General features: G+C 69.0%; 24 protein-coding genes. 1 reads left to right on the top strand and 23 read right to left on the bottom strand.

Annotated elements, in window-relative coordinates:
* Positions 1–212: 212 nt before the first annotated feature.
* The 23 genes from GTY96_RS06565 to GTY96_RS06675 all read right to left on the bottom strand — a co-directional run bounded on the left by GTY96_RS06565 (position 213) and on the right by GTY96_RS06675 (position 17,659).
* Positions 213–434: a hypothetical protein gene (locus GTY96_RS06565; protein WP_121725455.1), complete on the bottom strand. Its 222-nt coding sequence runs from the start codon at positions 432–434 to the stop codon at positions 213–215.
* Positions 435–574: 140 nt separating this feature from the next.
* Complete coding sequence (locus tag GTY96_RS06570) at positions 575–1,156, bottom strand: hypothetical protein (protein ID WP_143899250.1); 582 nt, start codon at positions 1,154–1,156, stop codon at positions 575–577.
* Positions 1,157–1,255: 99 nt separating this feature from the next.
* A complete protein-coding gene (locus GTY96_RS06575) occupies positions 1,256–1,732 on the bottom strand; it encodes a SycD/LcrH family type III secretion system chaperone (RefSeq protein ID WP_143899251.1) in 477 nt (158 codons plus the stop codon).
* 3 nt (positions 1,733–1,735) lie between these two features.
* Positions 1,736–2,218 carry a hypothetical protein gene (locus tag GTY96_RS06580; protein WP_143899252.1) on the bottom strand — a complete coding sequence of 161 codons (483 nt, stop codon included), beginning with the start codon at positions 2,216–2,218 and terminating at the stop codon, positions 1,736–1,738.
* A gap of 46 nt (positions 2,219–2,264) precedes the next feature.
* Positions 2,265–2,546, bottom strand: coding sequence for an EscU/YscU/HrcU family type III secretion system export apparatus switch protein (locus tag GTY96_RS06585; protein WP_143899253.1), 282 nt, complete (start codon positions 2,544–2,546; stop codon positions 2,265–2,267).
* Between the two features lie 10 nt (positions 2,547–2,556).
* The gene (gene sctU / locus GTY96_RS06590; protein ID WP_143899254.1) at positions 2,557–3,639 is read right to left on the bottom strand and encodes a type III secretion system export apparatus subunit SctU; all 1,083 of its coding nucleotides are present in this window, start codon (positions 3,637–3,639) and stop codon (positions 2,557–2,559) included.
* 18 nt (positions 3,640–3,657) lie between these two features.
* Positions 3,658–4,458, bottom strand: coding sequence for a flagellar biosynthetic protein FliR (locus tag GTY96_RS06595; RefSeq protein WP_235685430.1), 801 nt, complete (start codon positions 4,456–4,458; stop codon positions 3,658–3,660).
* Positions 4,459–4,472: 14 nt separating this feature from the next.
* Entirely contained in the window at positions 4,473–4,739 is a 267-nt protein-coding gene (fliQ, locus tag GTY96_RS06600; RefSeq protein WP_014398418.1) for a flagellar biosynthesis protein FliQ, read from the bottom strand.
* 16 nt (positions 4,740–4,755) lie between these two features.
* Positions 4,756–5,580 carry a type III secretion system export apparatus subunit SctR gene (gene sctR, locus GTY96_RS06605; protein WP_143899256.1) on the bottom strand — a complete coding sequence of 275 codons (825 nt, stop codon included), beginning with the start codon at positions 5,578–5,580 and terminating at the stop codon, positions 4,756–4,758.
* Between the two features lie 10 nt (positions 5,581–5,590).
* Complete coding sequence (locus GTY96_RS06610) at positions 5,591–6,247, bottom strand: flagellar biosynthetic protein FliO (RefSeq protein WP_161664214.1); 657 nt, start codon at positions 6,245–6,247, stop codon at positions 5,591–5,593.
* Between the two features lie 93 nt (positions 6,248–6,340).
* Positions 6,341–7,708, bottom strand: coding sequence for a type III secretion system cytoplasmic ring protein SctQ (gene sctQ / locus GTY96_RS06615; protein WP_161664215.1), 1,368 nt, complete (start codon positions 7,706–7,708; stop codon positions 6,341–6,343).
* Positions 7,705–8,613, bottom strand: coding sequence for a flagellar hook-length control protein FliK (locus GTY96_RS06620; protein WP_143899259.1), 909 nt, complete (start codon positions 8,611–8,613; stop codon positions 7,705–7,707). The genes sctQ and GTY96_RS06620 overlap by 4 nt, the downstream gene beginning before the upstream one ends.
* 35 nt (positions 8,614–8,648) lie before the next feature.
* The gene (locus GTY96_RS06625; RefSeq protein ID WP_143899260.1) at positions 8,649–9,137 is read right to left on the bottom strand and encodes a flagellar assembly protein FliH; all 489 of its coding nucleotides are present in this window, start codon (positions 9,135–9,137) and stop codon (positions 8,649–8,651) included.
* Positions 9,138–9,198: 61 nt separating this feature from the next.
* Positions 9,199–10,512 carry a type III secretion system ATPase SctN gene (gene sctN / locus GTY96_RS06630; protein WP_143899261.1) on the bottom strand — a complete coding sequence of 438 codons (1,314 nt, stop codon included), beginning with the start codon at positions 10,510–10,512 and terminating at the stop codon, positions 9,199–9,201.
* A gap of 31 nt (positions 10,513–10,543) precedes the next feature.
* Positions 10,544–11,221: a FliH/SctL family protein gene (locus tag GTY96_RS06635; RefSeq protein WP_143899262.1), complete on the bottom strand. Its 678-nt coding sequence runs from the start codon at positions 11,219–11,221 to the stop codon at positions 10,544–10,546.
* Between the two features lie 24 nt (positions 11,222–11,245).
* Complete coding sequence (locus GTY96_RS06640; protein ID WP_161664216.1) at positions 11,246–13,390, bottom strand: hypothetical protein; 2,145 nt, start codon at positions 13,388–13,390, stop codon at positions 11,246–11,248.
* Between the two features lie 116 nt (positions 13,391–13,506).
* Positions 13,507–14,331 (bottom strand): type III secretion protein, encoded by an 825-nt coding sequence (locus tag GTY96_RS06645; RefSeq protein WP_143899264.1) that lies wholly within the window; start codon positions 14,329–14,331, stop codon positions 13,507–13,509.
* Positions 14,332–14,439: 108 nt separating this feature from the next.
* Positions 14,440–15,000, bottom strand: coding sequence for an ATP-dependent helicase HrpB (locus tag GTY96_RS06650; protein ID WP_235685431.1), 561 nt, complete (start codon positions 14,998–15,000; stop codon positions 14,440–14,442).
* Entirely contained in the window at positions 14,882–15,718 is an 837-nt protein-coding gene (locus GTY96_RS06655; protein ID WP_143899265.1) for a sigma-70 family RNA polymerase sigma factor, read from the bottom strand. The genes GTY96_RS06650 and GTY96_RS06655 overlap by 119 nt, the downstream gene beginning before the upstream one ends.
* A gap of 9 nt (positions 15,719–15,727) precedes the next feature.
* Positions 15,728–16,123 carry a hypothetical protein gene (locus tag GTY96_RS06660; protein WP_143899266.1) on the bottom strand — a complete coding sequence of 132 codons (396 nt, stop codon included), beginning with the start codon at positions 16,121–16,123 and terminating at the stop codon, positions 15,728–15,730.
* 25 nt (positions 16,124–16,148) lie between these two features.
* Positions 16,149–16,583: a tetratricopeptide repeat protein gene (locus GTY96_RS06665; protein ID WP_143899267.1), complete on the bottom strand. Its 435-nt coding sequence runs from the start codon at positions 16,581–16,583 to the stop codon at positions 16,149–16,151.
* Between the two features lie 95 nt (positions 16,584–16,678).
* Positions 16,679–17,236 carry a hypothetical protein gene (locus GTY96_RS06670; protein WP_143899268.1) on the bottom strand — a complete coding sequence of 186 codons (558 nt, stop codon included), beginning with the start codon at positions 17,234–17,236 and terminating at the stop codon, positions 16,679–16,681.
* Positions 17,237–17,380: 144 nt separating this feature from the next.
* The gene (locus GTY96_RS06675) at positions 17,381–17,659 is read right to left on the bottom strand and encodes a hypothetical protein (RefSeq protein WP_143899269.1); all 279 of its coding nucleotides are present in this window, start codon (positions 17,657–17,659) and stop codon (positions 17,381–17,383) included.
* A 279-nt stretch (positions 17,660–17,938) separates the two neighbouring features.
* On the opposite strand from GTY96_RS06675, the gene GTY96_RS06680 reads away from it, so the two are divergent.
* The gene (locus GTY96_RS06680; RefSeq protein WP_143899270.1) at positions 17,939–18,544 is read left to right on the top strand and encodes a hypothetical protein; all 606 of its coding nucleotides are present in this window, start codon (positions 17,939–17,941) and stop codon (positions 18,542–18,544) included.
* The last annotated feature ends 52 nt before the right edge of the window (positions 18,545–18,596 follow it).

Here is an 18,596-nt window from a genome sequence, read left to right on the forward strand (position 1 = left end):
CTCCTTCAGGAGGACGACGAGAGGTTTGTACGGCGACAGCTACAAAAAGATTATCGGTGGTGCCTTCCCGGAGTTTCCTGGGGGATTTCCAGGATCATTTCCGCCCCCCACGCGCCCCGCCACCGGCCCCCCGAAACGCCGCCGGCCCCGGACCAGTACCCCCGAAGGAGCACCAGCGCGGGGCCGGAGCGAACCACTCAACCTGCCTGCGACTACTTCAGGTTGTTGATGGCCGCCATCGCCATCTCGTCCATCTTCTTCATCAGGTTCGTGATCGTGCTCATGATCTGCGAGTCCTGCTGAACCTTCTTCTGCGCCTCCAGGAAGCCGCGCTGCTCCGGCGGGGCCTGGGCGATCATGTCGTCCATCGAGGAGCGCTGGGAGTTGGAGGTGCTGATGGCGGTGGAGAGGACGTTCGCGAGGCCGCTGGCCATGGGGTACTCCTTCAGGAGGACGACGGAGGTTTGTACGGCGACAGCTACAAAAAGATTATCGGTGGTGGGGGTCCAGAGTTTCCTGGGAGATTACCTGGATCATTTCCTGTCCCCTACCCGCCGGGAGAAGGACGGGACTGTCAGCCCTTCAACTTCCCAAGTGCCGGATTCTTCATCCAGGCCTTGAAGGACTCCAGCTGCTGCTGCTCCGCCTTCGGATCAGGCGTGCCCGCGGGCTCCGGGTTCAGGTTCATCTTGCCCCGGCTGGAGCTCTCGAAGCCGTCGGAGCTGCCCTTGGGGCCCGGACGGGAAGCAGCGGGCGCCGCCGCCGTCGGGGCCGCCGCGCCCGGAGGGGTGATGGCCAGCTTGGCGCCGATCTCCGGGTTCATTTCCATCACGGCCTTCTGGATGGTCATGCCGTAGGTGGAGATGCGGTGCTGGAGGTACTCCACCACCTGGCCCAGGATGGGCGGAGGCGGGAGGATGGGCTCCTTCATGAAGCGCGTGAGCGCGTCCTTCACGTCGGTGTAGAGCTGCTGATCCAACGGCGCCGTCGGGGCCGAGGAAGCCACCAGCTTGCGCATGTTGCGCAGCACCTGCTGGAACGTGCCCGTCGCGGACTTGGACTGCTCGTCCAGCTCCACCAGCAGCTTCTCGCGCTTCGCCGTCAGCTCCGGCGGCTCCGGCGGCAGCGGCGGAATCTCTTTCTTGGGGGGGGCCATGAACCTCTCCATCGGTTGAGGTGAATGAATCGAGCCTAACAGATATTACGGGGCTTCCACATCCGACGCGCGGGGCAGGCGCGAGGCCCGGCCAGCGGATCAGCGGCGCGTGAGCGCGTTCACCATGGCGCCCGCCTTGCGCACCACCGGATCATCCACGGGCGTCATCGCCGCGGCGCGACGGAGGTCCTCGAGCGCCTGGGGCTTCTGTCCCATGGCCAGCTTCACCTCCGCGCGGCCCACGTAGACGGCGGGATCCTGCGGCGCCAGCTTCGCGGCCACGTCGAAGGCGGCCAGCGCGCCCTGGCCGTTGCCCGCGGCCATCTCCACCACCCCGAGCGCCTTGGCGAAGTACACGTCGGTGGGGTTCACCGCGTAGAGGCCCTGGAACAGCGTGCGCGCCTCCGCCACCCGGCCCTGGTAGAAGAAGAAGTAGGCCGTCTTGGCGATGGCGTACAGCTCGTCGTTGGAATAGCCGCGCACCTCGCGGAGCGTGGCCTTGCCCTCCGCCCAGCGCTGAAGGAGCGCGGTGAGCTTGGCCTCGTCCTGCGGATCTTCCGGGTCCAGCGCCGCCATGGGTCAGTAGCCCTCGTCCTTCTGCTCTTCCCACATGCGGCGGATGATCTCCTGGGACTCCGCGCTCACCTGGTCCACCAGGCCGAGCATCGCGGACTCGCGCTGCAGCAGCGCCTTGAGGCGCTCCAGGCGCTCCGGCGGCGCGTTCACGCGGGACAGGCCGCGCTCCAGCATCCGGCGCTGCCCGTCATCCCCACGGCCGGCGACGCTGGCCAGGTGGGGCCGGTCGCTGAAGCCCTCCAGGTCCGCGTCGTGCCCGCCCGGGTGCGGCGGCAGCGGCAGCCGAAGCTCCTCCGACGAGTGCGCGGGACCGATGAAGTCCAGCAGCGCCGCCGAGGGCATCGACGGGTTCTTGATGTTGCCCGCCTTGCGCGCCTTCTTCGCCCGCTCGAGCTGGGCGGGATCCACCAACCGCTCACGGACGCTGCGAGGACCTCCCCAGGGCCAAAGCGCGGTGCTGGGGGGCTGATTGTTGATTCTGGCCATGGTGGCCCGACTTCAATACAGGTAGGGGGCCCGCGTCCAGCCCCCTTCAGCGTCCGCCCGTCTGCTCGCGCTGGAGGGCGTAGACGAAGTTCAACACTTCCGCGACCGCGTCGTAGAGCTCTTCGGGCACTTCCTGCCCCACGTCCACCCGGTACAGGGCGTGCGCCAGGGACACGTTGCGCATCACCGGGATGCCATACTGCTTGGCGATCTCCCGGATCTTCTCCGCCTTGAGGCGCATGCCCTTCGCCACGATGCGGGGCGCGCCGTCCGCCTTGTTGTCGTACTTGATGGCGATGGCGATGTCCGCCTCTTCGTCGCTGGCCATGGCCTTCTCCTCAGGCGCGCGCTGGCGGCGCCGCGGTCTGCTGCTGCTTGAGCCCGTAGACGAAGTTCAACACCTCGGCGACCGCGTCGTAGAGCTCCTCCGGGACTTCCTCCCCCACCTCCACGCGAAGCAGCGCGTGCGCCAGCGGGACGTTGCGCAGCAGCGGCACGTCCGACTCGCGCGCCAGCGCCTTGATGCGCTCCGCCTTGGCGTCCATGCCCTTGACGATGACCCGGGGCGCCCCGTCCTTGTTCTGGTCGTACATCAGCGCCACCGCGACGTGGTCCGGGTTGGTGACGATGACGCTCGCGTCCTTCACCGCCTCCATCTGGGCCCCCTCCATGATTTCGTGGTGGAGCTCCTTGCGCTTGGCCTTGTGGTGCGGGTCGCCTTCGCTCTGCTTGTACTCCTTCTTCACCTCCTCCTTCGTCATCATCATGTCCTTCATGTACGACTTGCGCTGCCACCACACGTCGAACACGCCGAAGATGACGAAGAGCATCACGATGCGCACGCTCACCCGGTAGATGAGCTCCCCCAGGATGGCCATGATGCCGTGCGTGTCCTGCCGCACGGTTTCGATGACCAGGGGCATCGAGTCGCGCACCACGCCATAGACGACGTAGGCGGCGACGGAGATCTTGATGAGGTTCTTGAGCAGTTCCACGAAGGACTTCTTCGAGAACATGTTCTTCAACCCGGCGATGGGGTTGAGCTTGTCGAACTTGGGGATGAGCGGGTCGATGGTGAAGAGCGACCCCACCTGGAGGAAGTCCAGGAGGCCGCCCAGCACCGCCGCCCCCCCCACCACCGGCACCGTCAGGAGCAGCAGCGTGCGCAGGCCCATGTAGAGCAGCTGCGTCGTCGCCAGCCCCAGGTCCTGTGAATGGGCGATGGCGTCGAAGCTGAAGCGGAAGAGCGTGGAGATCTCCGTCTCCACGTTGTCCCAGGTTGCCTTGACGATGCCCAGGCCGGCGACGAGCACGGCCACGCCCGTCAGGTCCTTGCTCTTCCAGGTCTGCCCCTTCTTGCGCGCGTCGTCGAGCTTCTTCTGCGACGGTTCTTCTGTTTTGTCGCCACTCTCGTCCGACATGGAGGAATCCCGGGGGGCTCAGGCCAGCAGCCGGATGGCGTGCTGGACCATGCGGAGCATGTTGGCCAGCTCCTGCTGCATGCGTCCGATGATCACGTGCACCGCGATGAACATGATCAGCACGCCCACCAGGGGCTTGAGCGACATGGAGATGAAGAACACCTGGATCTGCGGCGCGACGCGGTTGATGGCGCCCAGGGACAGGTCGGTGACGAACGCCGCCACCATGCCAGGGCCGGCCAGCGCCAGGCTGATCTTCAGGAGGTCCGCGAAGGAGCGGATCATCAGGTCGAAGAAGGGCCACACGCCGCGGCTGAAGTGCGGAAAGCCCTCCAGCGGCACGATGGCGAGGCTGTCCCCGAGCGCCCGGATGATGATGTGGTGCCCGTTCAGCGACAGGAACAGCACCACGCACAGCTGCACCTTGAGGCTGGAGAAGAGCGACACCTGGGTGCCCAGCTGCGGCACGTAGAGCTGGGCGTTGTTGCTGCCCGACATGGTGTCCATCAGCGTGCCGGCCACGCGGGCCGCGTCGAACACGACGTTGACGATGTACGACAGCGCCACGCCGATGAAGACCTCCTTGAGCAGCAGCCCGATGTACGGGAGCGCGCTCAGGGGAATCCGGTCCATCCGGTCCGCCACGGAGGGGAACAGCACCGCGGAGATCAGCAGGCCCAGCCCCAGCTTCATCTCCGAGGGCACGACCTCGCCGCCCAGGAAGGGGCTGAAGATGAGGATGGGCATCACCCGGCACATGATGAGCGCCATCGTGAAGATGACGACCGACAGGTTGACCCGAGAACTCAGCTCGGCCATGAGTTCGCCGATATTCATCTGCCGATGAGCGCCGGGAACCGGTCGAAGACGTGGAAGGTGAAGCGCAGGAGCTGGCCGCCAATCCACGGGCCCGTCATGGCCAGCACGCCGAAGACCAGGACGACCTTGGGCGCGAACGTGAGCGTCTGCTCTTGAATCTGCGTGGTGGCCTGGAACAGCGAGATGAGGAAGCCCACCAGGAGGCTCATGAGCACCGGCGGCGCGGAGACCACGAGCACCAGGAACAGCGCCTCCTGGGTGATGAACGTGAGCTGATTCATGGGAGTGCGGCGCTCCTTACAGGTAGCCGATGACCAGGCCCTTGGCGATGAGGTACCAGCCGTCCACGAGCACGAACAGCAGCAGCTTGAAGGGCATGGAGATGGTCGTGGGCGACAGCATGTGCATGCCCAGCGCCAGGAGGATGTTGGCCACCACCATATCGATGACGATGAAGGGCACGAAGAGCAGGAAGCCAATCTGGAAGGCCTCCTTCAGTTCGGACACGACGAAGGCCGGCACGATGACCATGAAGTCATTCGGGCCAATGTCCTTGCGGTCCTCCTCCTTCCGCATCTTCTTCGCCAGGCTGTAGAAGAGCGTGCGGTCCTTGTTGGTGACCTTCTTCATCAGGAACTCGCGCAGCGGCTCCTTGGACTTGTCCGCCGCCCCCAGCAGCGTGCCCACCGTCTCCGATGAGAACACCGACGTGCCTCGGGACCAGACGTCCACGCCGCCCGCCCGGTACATCTCCTGCCCCACGGGGGCCATGATGTAGACGGTGAGGATGATGGCCAGCCCGGTGATGACCTGGGTGGGGGGAATCTGCTGGGTGCCCAGCGCCGAGCGGACGATGGAGAGCACCACCGAGATCTTCACGAAGCTCGTCACCATCATCAGCGCGAACGGGACCAGCGACATGGCCGCGAGCGCGAGGATGAGGATGAGCGGACGGGAGGTGAACGAGTCGGTGTTCACCGCCTCCTTCAACAGCTCGTCCGGGAGCGCGTCCCCACCCTTCTTCGCCGCGGACGCGACGAAGGGGTGCAGCGACACGAGGGCCGCGAAGAGCCAGGGCGGAGCGCGGAACAGCGGCGGACGGGCGGGAGACGAACGGTTCACGGGACGGCCTTCAGACGCCCGGCGGCGGCGTGGTGCCACCGGTCCGGCGGGAGAGGAGCTTCTGGAGGAAAGGACTCAGGGACACCGGAGCCGCCGGAGGCCGCGCGGCGCGGATGCGCTCCACGGCGTCGCGGTCCAGCTTGGAAACCAGTTGAACGCCACCCTCGCCGCCGCCCACCAGCAGGTACTCGTCCGCGGCCTTCAGGACGAAGAGCGTGCGCCGCTGATCCAGCGGAATGCGCTCCATCACCGACACGACCGACGCCTTGCCCACGGGCACGCCCTGCAACCCCATCAGCCGGCGCAGGCCCACGTTGAGCGTCAGGTAGATGGACGCGAGCACCGCGCCCAGGAGCGCCACCGTGCGCACCACCACCCAGACCAGGCTCTCCTGCTCCTCGGCGGCCTCGGGCGCGGCCACGCCCAGCTCGCGGTCCAGTTCGTCCGCGTGGCGCGTGGCGCGGGCCGCCCCGCTGATGGCGTCCGCGGCCGCGGGCGCCGCCTTGGGTTCGGCGGGCGAAGCCTCCACCGGAGCCACCGAGGACTCCTTCACGGAGGCATCGGGCGAGGCGGAGATGGCGGACGCCTGCGCCAGGGCGGCGGGCGACGTGAGGAACAGCACGGCGCCGAGCAACAGGCGCGAGGAGGAGAGGCGAAGGACTGCCATGGATGGGCGCGAGCCTAGTGCACCCGAGTCAGGACCGCCACGGGGCCGGACAGGACCAGGCCCCCCTGCCCGCCTGCCCTGGGCGCGGAGCGCTCAGCTGAGATGGATGATGCGCACACCCAACTGCCCCTCCAGTTCGACGAGCTCGCCCCGGGCCACGACCTTGCCGTTGACGGACAGGTCCACGGGCTCCCCGGCCCCACGGCGCAGGTCGATGACCTGACCTGTGCGCAGGCCCACCACCTGTTCGGCCGTGATGGGTACGCGAGCCAGCTCCACCGCCACCTGCAAGGGCAGGTCGCTGAGCAGATCGCTTCCGTCCCGGTTGTTGTCGTCCAATGCCGCCCCTTCCAGTTCCGGAGGCACGCCCAGCTCCGGGTTGGTGAAGTCCTCTTTCTCTTCCGAGCCACCCCCGGACTCCCCACCCTGCGGGTTGCCCGCCTCTCCGGGGATGATGTCCGTGATGCGCGCTCGATAGCGGCCGTTCTCCACGAACACGTCCGCCGCGAAGTGGCCGGTGCGGCCCTGGCCCAGCCGCAGCTGGGCCGTGCCGGCTTCACCCCGGTCCGGCCGCGCCGACAGCAGGTCCAGCAGCAGCACGTCCTTGATGCGCAGGGACGTCAGGTCCTGCGCGGACAGCTCCGCCACGCCAATCTCCGCGCGCAGCCAGTCGCGCAGCGAGGACAGCCGCCGCCCGTTGGCCCGCATGTCCTGGCGTCGCAGCTCGCGCCGCTGCGCGCTCTCCACCGCGGGTTCGGCCGCCTCCAGCACCGCCGACGGAACCACCAGCCGCACGATGCCGCGGTGCGACCCCAGCACCGCGTTCAGGTGGACCGCCAGCATCGGGCCGTCCTCGCCCAGCCGCGCGGAGACCTCGTCCACGCCGCGCGCCACGCCGTCCAGCCGGGGCCGGGGGACGCCCGGCTGCAGCCCGGGAACCAGCTCCTTCAGGGCCTCCAGGACGACGTAGCCCATCACGCCCTCCTCGATGTCCGTCAGGGGCCTGAGCCCCACCGTCTCACCGGCGCCGCCCAGCAGCAGGTCCACCGCCGAGTGCGCCAGGGACAGCTCGATCTCCAGGACCACCCGGCCCTTGAGCGCGCCGGGCGCCAGCACCGCCAGGAAGGACGGGTCGCCCAGGAAGCGGCGCAGCTCCGTCATGGGGCGAGCCTGGGCGGACTCCACCGACAGGCGCACGTCCACGTCGAACAGGGCCTTGAGGCGCGCGCAGACGGTCTCCAGCGTGCCCGCGTTGGGCGTGAGCCAGCGCAGCCGCTCGGCCAGCTGGCCCTGCATCCGCGACACCTTCTCCAGGCCCGTGAAGGCGAACGGCCGCCACGGCGAGACCGGCGCGGGGGCCGGCGCCGGAGCCGCGGGCTTCGGGGGAGGTCCCAGCTTCCGGGTGTCGACCAACATGGTGCGCTCGAAGACTCCGGGCTCGTCTTCCGGCTCCAGGCTCATGTCTTCGCCTCGAACCTCAACGTTTCAAGCGCCAGCCCCCGGCCTCCCAGGGCGCTGCGCAGGCCATCGCTCTGCTCTTCCAGGAGCTTCAGCGTGTCGCGGTCGTTGCCGCTGAAGACCGCGGAGATCTTGCCGTTCTTCGCGCTGACCTTGATGGACAGGCCGTTGAGCACGTCCCCGCGCAGGTCGATCTGGAACTCCGCGTTGCCCGCGGCGTTGGTGCCCACGCGCACGCGCTCCACGATCTTCTGGGCGATCTCGTTGGCCATGGCGCGCAGGCGCTCCGAGCCCGCCGTGTCCTTGGGCTTGGCCACCGGCACCGGCGCCATCAGCGCGGGGTTGAAGCGGAAGCCCGCGGCGGCCATCTGCCCGCCCTTGTCGTCCTTGTCCTTGCTGGCTCCGCCCCCGCCCGCGCCCTTGCCGCCGCCGGCGTTGACGTCGATCTTCAGCTCGCCCTTCTCCTGGCTCAGCCGCCCGGCCTGCCCTTCCGACTTGGACAGGTCACCCTCGCGTACGTCGTTGGAGCGCTTCTCCTCCACGACCTCCGACTTGCGGGTCTCCGACTGCTTCGACAGGTTCTGGGTCTCGCCGTTGCGCTGGGACTGCTGGGCGCCCTGAGCGGATTCGCCGGGCCGGGCCGTGGGGGCCTCCTTCTGGGCCAGCTTCTCGTCGAAGGTCTTCGCCTGGCCCTGGGCGGCGCGCGCGAGCACCTGCTTGCCCAGGGGCAGCTTCTGCTCCTGCGCCGCCTTCGGCTGGGCCTGTTCGGCCTGCCCCTGCTGGACGAGCTTGGAGAAGACGGAGTCCCCCTGCAGGCGCTTCTGGGTCTTCGCCTCCGCGAGCTTGCGCTCCTGGATCATCCGCTCCGCCAAGCGCGCGGCATCGCGATCATCATCAACTCGGCTCATGGGGTCTCTCCAGACTCAAAGCGGGCGGCGGGAGGTTACTTGCGCTGGCGGGCCAGGAACAAGGCGTTGCCGATCTCCTCCTGGTTCAGTTCCTCGCGCTCCTGACGTTCCTTGCGCACCTGCTTCTGGAACGTTTCCTTGTTCTTTTCGATGGCCTTGAGCTCCTTGGCGGCCTCGGCCATCAGCATGCGGCGCTGCTCCACCAGGCGGGCGGCCGTCCGGACCACCTCCTTCTGGTGCTCAATCTGGAGCGCGACCTGGGCCTCGTCGTCCTTCAGGCGCTCCTCGAAGCGGCCCATCATGTTCATGCCGTTGATGCCGGCGCCCTTGGCCATCAGCTGCTGGAAGTACTCGGCGACCTTCGCCTTGCGCTCCTTGCGGCGGCGCTCCAGCTCCGCCTCCAGGCGCACCTGCTCCTGCTTTTCCTTCTCCAGCGCCTTGATGGCGTCGGAGAAGGCCCGCTCGGCCTCCTCCTTCGCCTTCTCACGCATGTCCAACAACACCTGCAACCGGTACGGGGGCATGGTGAGGGCATCCTACCCAAAAACGGCCCTGTCCACGCGGCTCCCCCCGGATGGAGGCGCTTCAGTCCTCGAACAGGGCGATGAGCTTCTCCACCGTCTCCTCGTAGGGGGAGTTGGAGTGGGTGTCCTGCTTGAGGAAGTCGATGATGGCGTCGTACTTCTCGATGGCGTAGTCCGTCTTGGGGTCGGCGCCCGCCTGGTAGGCGCCCAGCAGGATGAGGTCGCGCTGCTTCTCGTAGGTGGAGAGCGTCTCGCGCAGCTTCCCCGCGGCCTTCTTGTGCTCCTTGGTGACGATGCCGCTCATCACACGGCTGAGGCTGGCCAGCACGTCCATCGCGGGCCACTGGTTTCGCTCGCCCAGGGCACGGTTGAGGATGAAGTGGCCGTCGAGAATACCTCGGACTTCGTCGGCGATGGGCTCTTCCATGTCACCGCCGGCCACGAGGCAGGTGTAGATGGCGGTGCACTTGCCCTTCTCCGAGTTGCCCGTGCGCTCCAGGATGCGCGGCAGCATGGAGAAGACGCTGGGCGGATAGCCCTGACGCGCGGGGGGCTCGCCAATGGCGAGGCCGATGTCGCGCTGGGCGCGCGCCAGACGCGTCACCGTGTCGAGCATGAAGAGCACGTTGCCGCCGCGCTCGCGGAAGTACTCCGCGATGGCCGTGGCGACATAGGCGGCGCGCAGACGCACGAGGCTGGGCTGATCCGACGTGGCGCACACGAGCACGGCGCGCTTCATGCCCTCCTCGCCCATCGCGTCCTCGATGAACTCGCGCACCTCGCGACCACGTTCGCCGATGAGCGCCACGACGCTGAGGTCCGCTTGGGTGTTGCGTGCAATCTGGCCCATCAACGTGGACTTGCCGACGCCGGAGCCCGCGAAGAGGCCCACGCGCTGGCCTTCGCCCACCGTGAGCAGTCCGTCGATGCAGCGCACCCCCAGGGGCAGCGGCCGTTCGATGCGCTGGCGGGTGAAGGGGTCCGGACAGTCGCGGTCCACGGACCAGTCAACAAAGCCCTCGCCCTCCAGGGGCCTGCCGTCCATGGGCTCGCCGATGCCGTTGAGCACGCGGCCCAGGAGCGCGTCCCCGCACTTGATGGTGAGCGGGCGGCCGGTGGGGATGCACTCGCTGTCCGGCCCGATGCCGTACAGCTCGCCCAGGGGCATGAGCATCACCTCGTCGCCCACGAAGCCCACCACCTCCGACTTCATCAGGCCGCGCTGGCGGTTCTTGACGAGCACCACCTCGCCAATGCGCACGTTGGGCACGCTCGCCTTGATGACGAGGCCGGTCAGTTCGGTGACGCGGCCGCGCACCCGGACGAGGGACGCTTCCTTGATGAGCTCGAAGTAGCGCGAAAGGTCGATGGCCATGGGGGACTCCGTGGGGCGCGGGCCTTGGCCCTCAGGCCGGACCGCTCTTGCGCGCGGGGTCCGGCATCAGGAGGTTCTGGAGCATCTCCAGTTGGGTGGGCAGCTGCGCGTCCACCGTGCCGTACTCCGTCTGCACGATGCAGCCCACCGCGGCGACCTCCGGGTCCTCCTTGATGGCCAGGTCCACCGTGCGGCCGATGAGCTCCATCAGCACGGGGCGCTTGGCGCGCAGCACCGCGGCGGTCTTCGGGTGCACGCGGAGCACCATGGCGCGCGCGTTGCGCAGGTTGTCGATGGCCGCGGCGCACATGTCCACCAGCAGGTCCGGGTCGCGCTCCAGGTCGCGGCCGAGGATCTTCTCCGCCATCTTCAGCGACAGCGCGATGATGTCCTGCTCCTGGGTGTTGAGCAGCTCCCCGGCCTGCATCTTCGCGCGCAGGAGCAGCTCCGTCGACTGGGCCAGGCCCTCCTGGCGGCCCATGTCGCGCGCCTTGGCGAACAGCTCCTCCTTCTCGCGCTGGGCCTCGGCGAGGATGCGCTCGCGCTCGCGATGGGCGTCCTCGATGATGCCCTGGGCGCCCTGGCGGGCCTCGAAGACCTCGGCGTTCATCACGCCCGCGCGCGGCGGACGCAGCGCGGGACGCTCGGACGAGGCGACCGCCACCGGCTCCGCCAACCCGTCCCCCTTGATTACCTTGCCGATCGCCATGGGCCGCTCCTTGGAGACCGGATGCTAGCGCGTTCCGCCGCGCGGTCCACGCCCTCCGGGGCCTCCCGCGCCTTCCGGGCCTGGCGGGTCCGTGGGAGCGGGGCGCCTGCGGCCCACCTGGGTTCCCTCCGAGGCCCGTGAGGACGCCTGGCTGGAGAGGACGCGAGGGGGACGCTCGGGCTCGGCGCCCGGTTCGGGACGTGCCACGGGACGCGAGCCGGTGCGCGAGCGCAGCACCCGGGCGCCGTCGGCGGACTCACCCGGGGGCTCCGGACGCCGGCCGGGCCGGGCTTCTGGCTCGGCGGGAGGCCGCGTGGGGCGCTCGACACGGACGGAGCGGCCCTGCGGCTCCTCTGGCGCCGCGGGGCGTGGGTCGCCGCGCGCGCCCAGCCGCGAGGGCGGAGGTCCGATGCGGGCCCCTTCCGGATCCACCCGCGCGGGACGCGAGGGGCGCGCCGCGCCCTCCGGCTCACGGCGGCTGGGGACCGCACCGGTAGGCGCGCGGGGCGCGGGGCCCACCGCCGAGCCTCGCTCCACCGGCATCCGGCGCATCTGGGAGCCGTTCGCGTCCCCTTCCGGGGCGGCCGTGGACGCGCGCGGCGCGGGCCCTCGGTCCACCGGCATCCGGCGGATCTGCGAGCCGCCCACTTCTCCCTCCGGAAGCACCACGGGCGCACGCGGCGCAGGCGATCGCTCGCGCTCCACCGGCATCCGGCGCATCCGCGAGCCGTTCGCGTCCCCTTCCGGGGAGGCCATGGACGCGCGCGGCGCGGGCCCCACCGACGAGCCCCGCTCCTCCCCTGGCGCCGGGCGCGGACGCCCTCCCGGCGGAGGGTTGGCCGGCGCCGCGTCTCGGCTGGATGCGGCGCCCGCGCGGCGGGCCGCGCGCTCGGCCATGAAGTCGCGCCGGGCAGCGGCATCTCCGGCATCCTCCCCACCGCCACCCGCGCCGCCCCTCAGCGCCTTCGGGGCCCGGAGCGCTGGAGCGCGTGACGGATCCGGCGCGCTGGTGCGCAGTCCCTCGCGGGGGGCCGGGGCACCGGACGGGGCCGGACGGGCCGAAGGGGCGCCAGACGGAGCCGAACGGGCCGAAGGGGCGCCAGACGGAGCCGGACGGGCCGCGGGTGCGCCGGCTGGAGCCGGACGGGCCGCGGGGGCCGACGCGGGCTTGCGTGCGCCCGGCGGTGGCGGCAGGACGGCGGAGGGGCGCGGCGGCTGCGCCGTCAGCCGCACGGGCCGCTCGATGAGGCCGCGCACGGCCAGCCGCTCCAGGTCCATGACGATGTCGGTGCGTCCCCCGTCGCCTCGGGCCGTGGGACGCGACCGCTCCTCACGCACCCACTTCGCCAGCAGGTGGCCGAACTCGCCGCGGTGCTTCTCCAGCATGCGCGCTGCGAACTCCGGGGACTGCGCCACGCACGCACGCGCCAGACGCTGCACCCCCGCGCTGCGGATGGCGCCCGCCAACCGGTTGAAGCCCTCGTGGAGGTTGATCTGCGCGCGAGCATCCTCTTCCGGCAGCTTGCGCGGCGCGTTCGCCGCCACGGACTTGCTCGCGAGTTGGAGCAGGTCCGGCGGCAGCGACTCCATGAGGCCGTTGAGCTCGTCTTCCGGCAGCCCCGCCAGCGCCGGGCCCAGCACGCGCGCGCCCAGGCGATCACTCACCGTGAGCAATTCACGCGTCTGGAGGTTGAGCACGTCCGCGAACTTGAACCCCGCGGACTGGCCAGCGACTTCGCGGGCCAGCGCCTCCTCCAGCTTCCAGCGGATGATGTCCAGGACCTGCGGGCGCACCTCGCGGGTGAGCTTCACCCGCGAGGGCGGCAGGTGGCCGCGCACCGCGTCCGCCATGTTGCCGGGCAGCGCGCGAAGGGTGACTTCCACCAGGGCCCCGCGCTCGCGCTGGAGCAGCGCCGCGAGTCGCTCCGGGTCCGCGGTCCACAGCTGCCCGCGCCGGTCCTTCATCAGGCGCTTGAGCTCCTGCACCACCGCGGGCAGGCGCTTCTCGCGCGGAATCTGGAGGATCTCCTGCGCGCGGTGCCGCAGCAGCGCGCCTTCCTCGTCCGGCAGATGCTCCAGCGCCGCCACGCTCTCCTGGCCCCCGAAGGTGACCGCGGTGAGCAGCATCATGGTCTGGCGCTTGCTGAGCGAGGTGAAGAAGGAATCCAACGGTCACCTCGCGGGCCCCCAGGTGGCCCGCGGAAGAAAGAGAGCGTGTCCCCGGCCTGGGGGACACGTCCCGCGGTCCGCCCCAGGAGGGCCGCGGGGGCGACTCCGGACGGCTCCTACTCCGCGCGACCGCCGCGCGCACGGGCGGGACGCGCCGCCGTCGCCGCGGCATTGCCGCCGCCCGAACCGCCGCGCATGAACGTCCACGCGGTGAGGCCCATCATCGCCAGGATGAGCGCGAACGCGCAGCCGAGGATCATCTTGAAGGTGCCCGCGCTGGCGGCCGTCATGCGCACGCCGAGCACGTCCTGGAGGCGGTTGGTCTCCGTGGTCTCCGCCGTGGGGGCCATGGCCTCCGTCATCAGCACCGTGACGGCATCCGGCTTCAGCTCCGCGACGGAGCTGGCGACGAACTGCTTCACCGCCTCCACGGTGACGGGGGCCTTGCCGCCCTCGAGCAGGCGGTACTTGATGAACACGGAGGCCGACGGCATCGGCCGGTTCTCCGGCTGCGACAGGTCGTTGTTCTCCGGCACCATCACGATGGCGCGCGCCTCCAGCACGCCGTCGATCTGGTTGAGCGCGTTGGAGACTTCTCCAGCCATCGCCTTGAGGAGCATGGCGCGCTCCTCCGTGGCGGTGGGAACCATGCTGCCCTTGGCGAAGTGGGACAGGCCCTTCTCCACCGGGCGCGGCAGCGAGTTGCGCTTCAGCAGCTCCGCGGCCTGCGCGGCGTCGCCCTTGGGGACGACGATGGTGAAGCGCACTTCGTTGCCCCCCTCCGCCTTCTCCTTCTTGGCGTTGATGCCGTTCTTGCTGAGCAGCACGTAGATTTCATTGGCATCCGCCTCCGTCAGCTCGTGCTGCAGCTCGATGGAGCAGCCGGTGAGGAACAGCAGGGCGAGGAGCGGGGCGGCGAAGACGGACGTTCGGCGAGTCATGGGCGCGGGTAGCTTAACAGGGCCCTTGCAAAACGCGGAAGGGCGCCCCCTCCCAACCTGGGAGGGACCGCCCTTCGCATGCCGCCATGGCCCGGCGGGGTGGGGACTTCAGACCTGCGTCTTGACGACGTCCTTCAGGCCGCTGGTGGCCTTCTCGACGACCTTCGACGTGAGGTCCAGTTCCTGCGAGTACTTGTACATGGAGGCCTGGAGGCCGAGCATCTCCGCGTTGGACATGTTCTTTCCGGAGCTGGCCTCCTTGATCAGCTTGTCCATGCTGATCTGGCCCTTCTCCAGGCCGGAGACGAGGTCGGACACCATGCCGCCCGACTTGCCCGTCTTGGCGGCCTCCGCCTTCGCGTCCACGGGCTGCGCGCCCTTGGCGGTGGCCGGCTGCTGGGCGGCGCCGCTCACCTTGTTCAGGTTCGCCTTCTCCGCCTTGTTGACGGTCTCCACCTGGCGGACGGAGTCCACCTTCTGGGTGGCCTGCGCGGCATGGGCCTTGTTCACGTTCTGGGCGGCGTCCACCTGACCGGCGCCCTGCGCCTTGTCAGCGAGAACTCCGTCGAACTTCGAGGCGCCCGTCTTCTGCGTCTGCTGGGCGCCCTGATCCTGCAGCTTTTGCTGCGCCACCTGTCCCGCGGAGATGCCGCTCATCGGAGCCGCCATGTGACACCCTCCTTGCATCCGTCGAGGGGGGAGGGAGTTCCTCCTCCTCGTTCAAGAGTTCCTTGAGCCGGTCAATGGCCCGCGCATGAAGCCGCGATGCCCAGCTCTTCGACTGCCCGATTTCCGCTCCTGCTTCCTCCAGCGTACGGCCCTGGAAGTAATAGCCCTGCAGGAGCTTGCGCTCTTTCTCCGGAAGCTTCTCGATGGCCGAGCGCACCCGGTTCTTCAACTGCTCCATCTCCAGGCGCTGATCCGCCGGGAGGGATTCATCCACGTATCCCGCCGCCTCCGCCCCTTCCGCCCCCGCCGCGAACACCGCGGCAAGGCCCGCCACGGCATCCGAGATATCTCCAATATCATCGTCGAATGACGACCCGCGGTTGCTTGCGCCCTGCTCGCGATCGGCGAGATTTCCGAGATACGCCGTCGCGCGTTCGCCCTGGTAGGCCGTGCGGGCATCCGCGCCCCGCAGGACCCCCATCTTCCGGAGCCCGTCGAAGATGGCTCCCTTGATGCGGTAGTGGGCAAAGGTGAGGAAGTTGGCTCCGACCTTGGGATCGAAGCGCTCCGCGGCCTCCAAGAGACCGATTTGTCCATAAGCCAGCAGTTCATCCAGCTCCAGCTGGGCATTGAACTGCTTGCGCACGGTGGCCGCGAGCGACCGCACGTACGGGCCGTACTTCTCCAGGATGACCTTCCTGTCTTCACCCAGAGGCAAGCGGCGCGCTCACTCGGCCTTGGACCACAGCCGCTCGAGAACCTGGTTCAGCCGGGGATCATCCTGCAGCGCCCCGGCGATGCGGCCCGTCAGGGCCGCGGACTTCATGTTCAACTTCTCCTGGAGCACTTCGGAGACGAGCGCCTTCGTCGCCTCTTCCTTGCTCTTGAAGCCCCCGTTCTTCAGCCGCTTGGCGATGGCGAGTGCCTGCGCCGCGATCGGATCCGTGGCCTGGGGGCCCTGGACATTGCTGGAGCCTACCAGACCTGAAGGCCCGACGAGAGACTCCGTGCGGTCCACCTTGCCGCCAAAGGACGCGCCAGAGGCACCGGCCGGACCGGACGCCCCCTTCACGCCACCCGCGCGGCCCTTCCCACCCCCACGTCCGACTCCACCGACAGCCATCGACGTACCTCCTTCTTCCGACCCGCTACTTCTTCGGCGGTGGCAGGGCCCCCGCTTCCTTGGCCTGGATGAGGGCCTGGGCCAGCTTCGCGCCGTCGCTGTCCGGCTCCAGGTCCATGGCGGCCTTCAGTTCCTTGAGGGCCTCCGGCACCTTCCCCATGAACAGCAGGGCTTCACCCGCGTGTGCCCGGGGCAGGGACGACAGGGGCGCCAGCCGCTGAGCGACCCGGTAGGCCGCCAGGGCCTTGTCGTGACGCCCCTGGGCGAACTCCACGGCGCCGATGCCGATCTGCGGCACCTCGCTCTTGGGCATCAGCGCGGAGGCGCCGACGAAGACCTCACGGGCCTTGTCGAAGTGACCCATGTCCAGCCACAGGTAGCCGGACTCCAGCAGGACCATGACTGGCTGGCGCGCCAGGGGCACGAGGCTGTTGGCAATCTCCGAGGGGGTCTCCGCCATGGATGTCGCGCTGCCTTTCCGGTCGCCCGAAGCACGGAAGGCGGCCGTCGAGGGCCGCCTTCCTTGCATCGGTCAGATTCCGCTGTCCGCGTAGACTAGCGGATGTTGCCGATGGAGTTCTTGGTCGTATCGTGCCGCGACTTCATCACGTTGGAAACAGCCGTGAAGAGCTGCGACTCGTGCTGCATGGCCGACTGCATGTTCAGCAGCTTGACGTTGTCGTCCATCATCGTCTTGAGGCTGCTGTTGTTCGTGAGCTGGTCGCTCACGGTGCCGGTGCTGGAGCCGACGCTGGTGCCGATCGTCGTGGAGCCGCCCGAGACGGGCAGGCCGCTGCCCGCACCGGGCAGGTTGGTGGAGGGCACCGCGCCGGAGCCGGTGCTCATCACGCCCACGTAGGGGCCGCCCGCCATGCCGGAGCCCGCGGCGCCGGAGAAGGTCTGCGCGGAGGAGACCGCGGCGGAGACGATGCCCGCGCCCGGCACGAAGCCGGCCACGGCGCCCACGCCGGCGCCCACGGCGCCCACGGTGTTGTTCAGGCCATTCTGCACCCGCGCGCCAAAGCTCGTGTTCGGCGTCTGCCGGGCCGTGGTCATCTGGGTGTTCATGCGCAGGTTCGGACCCATCATGCCGCTGTCGATCTTGACGCTCATTTCAGCCTCCGCGCTGGTGCCAGCGATTCAGATTCAAAATGGGAGCCTGGGATCATCCCTTGGCTCTTTCAGGGGATTATCGGGAGAGTCGGCCGCGGGTTGCCTGCTGGGGGCAAGAAATCGTCCGCGCTCCCGAAAACCCAGTTATTTCCGACCCTTGGACTGCTTCGACTCGGCGACGAGCTTCTCGCGGACATCCACGAGCATGCTCAGCAGCTCCTCGGCGCGGGCGATCGCAGCCTGGGCCTTCTTGCCGGTTTCCGCGCGGGGCCCCTTGAGGCCGGCGAGCTCCTCCTTCACCGGAGCGAAGAGCGCCTGGACGTCATTGGCGGAGGCCTTCTCGATGAAGGTCTCGACGGCGGGATAGGACGGAACGGGAAGCTCCTGGGGCGGCGGTGCCGGGGTCCTGGCGGGCGGGGGCATCGAAGTCACTAGCTCCTGGCGGGAGGACGACCGTGCGGCCAGCCCCCGCTCTTTGCCCAGCACGCTAGGTGAATCCGCCACGCGCTTCAAGCACCCCACCCAGGGGTGGAAGGGCCGGCTGTCGCGTCCAGACCACGCCCCATGGCCCGGAGGGCGAACGGGCACGCACCCGGTCTTCCCCCCCGGGCCTGTCGCCCACCCCCACCACCCCTAGCTTTTTCCCAGCGGGGGGCCACGCAAGTGCCACCCGCCCCACTCACACATTCCGGGAGAGATGCGATGAAGAAGCTCATTGGGGTTTTCGCGTCCGTGGCGTTGCTGGGTTCTGGCGTGGCCATGGCTCAGGACAGCATGACGAAGGACTCGCAGCAGCCGTCGACCTCCACGTCGGCCCAGGGAGGTTCGGGCCAGACGGGGTCGGACAGCAGCATGCAAGGCTCCTCGGGTAGCACGGGCAGCTCGGACGCCATGGGCGGGTCGGGCTCCTCCTCGACCCACTCCTCGAGCATGGCGGGCGAGAATGAGCTGACGGGCAAGGTCGTGAAGAGCGACAGCAAGAAGGTCTACGTCAGCAGCGCCAGCGGCGCGGTGGTGCCGCTGGACATCGACAGCAAGACCCAGTTCACCGACCCGAGCCTGAGAAACGCCAAGAGCCTGAGGGAGGGCCAGGAGATCCGCGCCAGCTTCCAGGTGAAGGACGAGAAGAACATGGCGATCAACATCGCGCCGAGTCAGGGCATGGGCGGCTCGGGCTCCGACGCGATGTCGCCGGACTCGTCCATCAACCAGGGCTCGAAGGGCACGGGTCAGGACAACGGCTCCAGCATGAACCCGGACACGGGCTCCAGCACGCACGACTCCAGCAGCTCGCCGAAGACCTACTAGCACCGCGTCAGCACGTCCCCGGTCCCGCGCTCACGCAGGAGGGGTCCTCCAC

This window comes from Corallococcus silvisoli, from assembly GCF_009909145.1.
Classification (GTDB): domain Bacteria; phylum Myxococcota; class Myxococcia; order Myxococcales; family Myxococcaceae; genus Corallococcus; species Corallococcus silvisoli.

Coding starts and splice junctions, on each gene's coding strand:
- GTY96_RS06635 (WP_143899262.1), bottom strand. CDS start 11,221: ATGGCGATCGGCAAGGTAATCAAGGGGGACGGGTTGGCGGAGCCGGTG.
- GTY96_RS06570 (WP_143899250.1), bottom strand. CDS start 1,156: ATGGCCCCCCCCAAGAAAGAGATTCCGCCGCTGCCGCCGGAGCCGCCG.
- GTY96_RS06575 (WP_143899251.1), bottom strand. CDS start 1,732: ATGGCGGCGCTGGACCCGGAAGATCCGCAGGACGAGGCCAAGCTCACC.
- GTY96_RS06620 (WP_143899259.1), bottom strand. CDS start 8,613: ATGAGCCGAGTTGATGATGATCGCGATGCCGCGCGCTTGGCGGAGCGG.
- fliQ (WP_014398418.1), bottom strand. CDS start 4,739: ATGAATCAGCTCACGTTCATCACCCAGGAGGCGCTGTTCCTGGTGCTC.
- GTY96_RS06595 (WP_235685430.1), bottom strand. CDS start 4,458: ATGGCCGAGCTGAGTTCTCGGGTCAACCTGTCGGTCGTCATCTTCACG.
- GTY96_RS06675 (WP_143899269.1), bottom strand. CDS start 17,659: ATGCCCCCGCCCGCCAGGACCCCGGCACCGCCGCCCCAGGAGCTTCCC.
- GTY96_RS06665 (WP_143899267.1), bottom strand. CDS start 16,583: ATGGCGGAGACCCCCTCGGAGATTGCCAACAGCCTCGTGCCCCTGGCG.
- GTY96_RS06585 (WP_143899253.1), bottom strand. CDS start 2,546: ATGGCCAGCGACGAAGAGGCGGACATCGCCATCGCCATCAAGTACGAC.
- GTY96_RS06680 (WP_143899270.1), top strand. CDS start 17,939: ATGAAGAAGCTCATTGGGGTTTTCGCGTCCGTGGCGTTGCTGGGTTCT.
- GTY96_RS06660 (WP_143899266.1), bottom strand. CDS start 16,123: ATGGCTGTCGGTGGAGTCGGACGTGGGGGTGGGAAGGGCCGCGCGGGT.
- GTY96_RS06610 (WP_161664214.1), bottom strand. CDS start 6,247: ATGGCAGTCCTTCGCCTCTCCTCCTCGCGCCTGTTGCTCGGCGCCGTG.
- GTY96_RS06625 (WP_143899260.1), bottom strand. CDS start 9,137: ATGCCCCCGTACCGGTTGCAGGTGTTGTTGGACATGCGTGAGAAGGCG.
- GTY96_RS06650 (WP_235685431.1), bottom strand. CDS start 15,000: ATGGCGGCTCCGATGAGCGGCATCTCCGCGGGACAGGTGGCGCAGCAA.
- GTY96_RS06645 (WP_143899264.1), bottom strand. CDS start 14,331: ATGACTCGCCGAACGTCCGTCTTCGCCGCCCCGCTCCTCGCCCTGCTG.
- GTY96_RS06580 (WP_143899252.1), bottom strand. CDS start 2,218: ATGGCCAGAATCAACAATCAGCCCCCCAGCACCGCGCTTTGGCCCTGG.
- GTY96_RS06565 (WP_121725455.1), bottom strand. CDS start 434: ATGGCCAGCGGCCTCGCGAACGTCCTCTCCACCGCCATCAGCACCTCC.
- sctQ (WP_161664215.1), bottom strand. CDS start 7,708: ATGAGCCTGGAGCCGGAAGACGAGCCCGGAGTCTTCGAGCGCACCATG.
- sctU (WP_143899254.1), bottom strand. CDS start 3,639: ATGTCGGACGAGAGTGGCGACAAAACAGAAGAACCGTCGCAGAAGAAG.
- GTY96_RS06670 (WP_143899268.1), bottom strand. CDS start 17,236: ATGAGCGTCAAGATCGACAGCGGCATGATGGGTCCGAACCTGCGCATG.
- sctN (WP_143899261.1), bottom strand. CDS start 10,512: ATGGCCATCGACCTTTCGCGCTACTTCGAGCTCATCAAGGAAGCGTCC.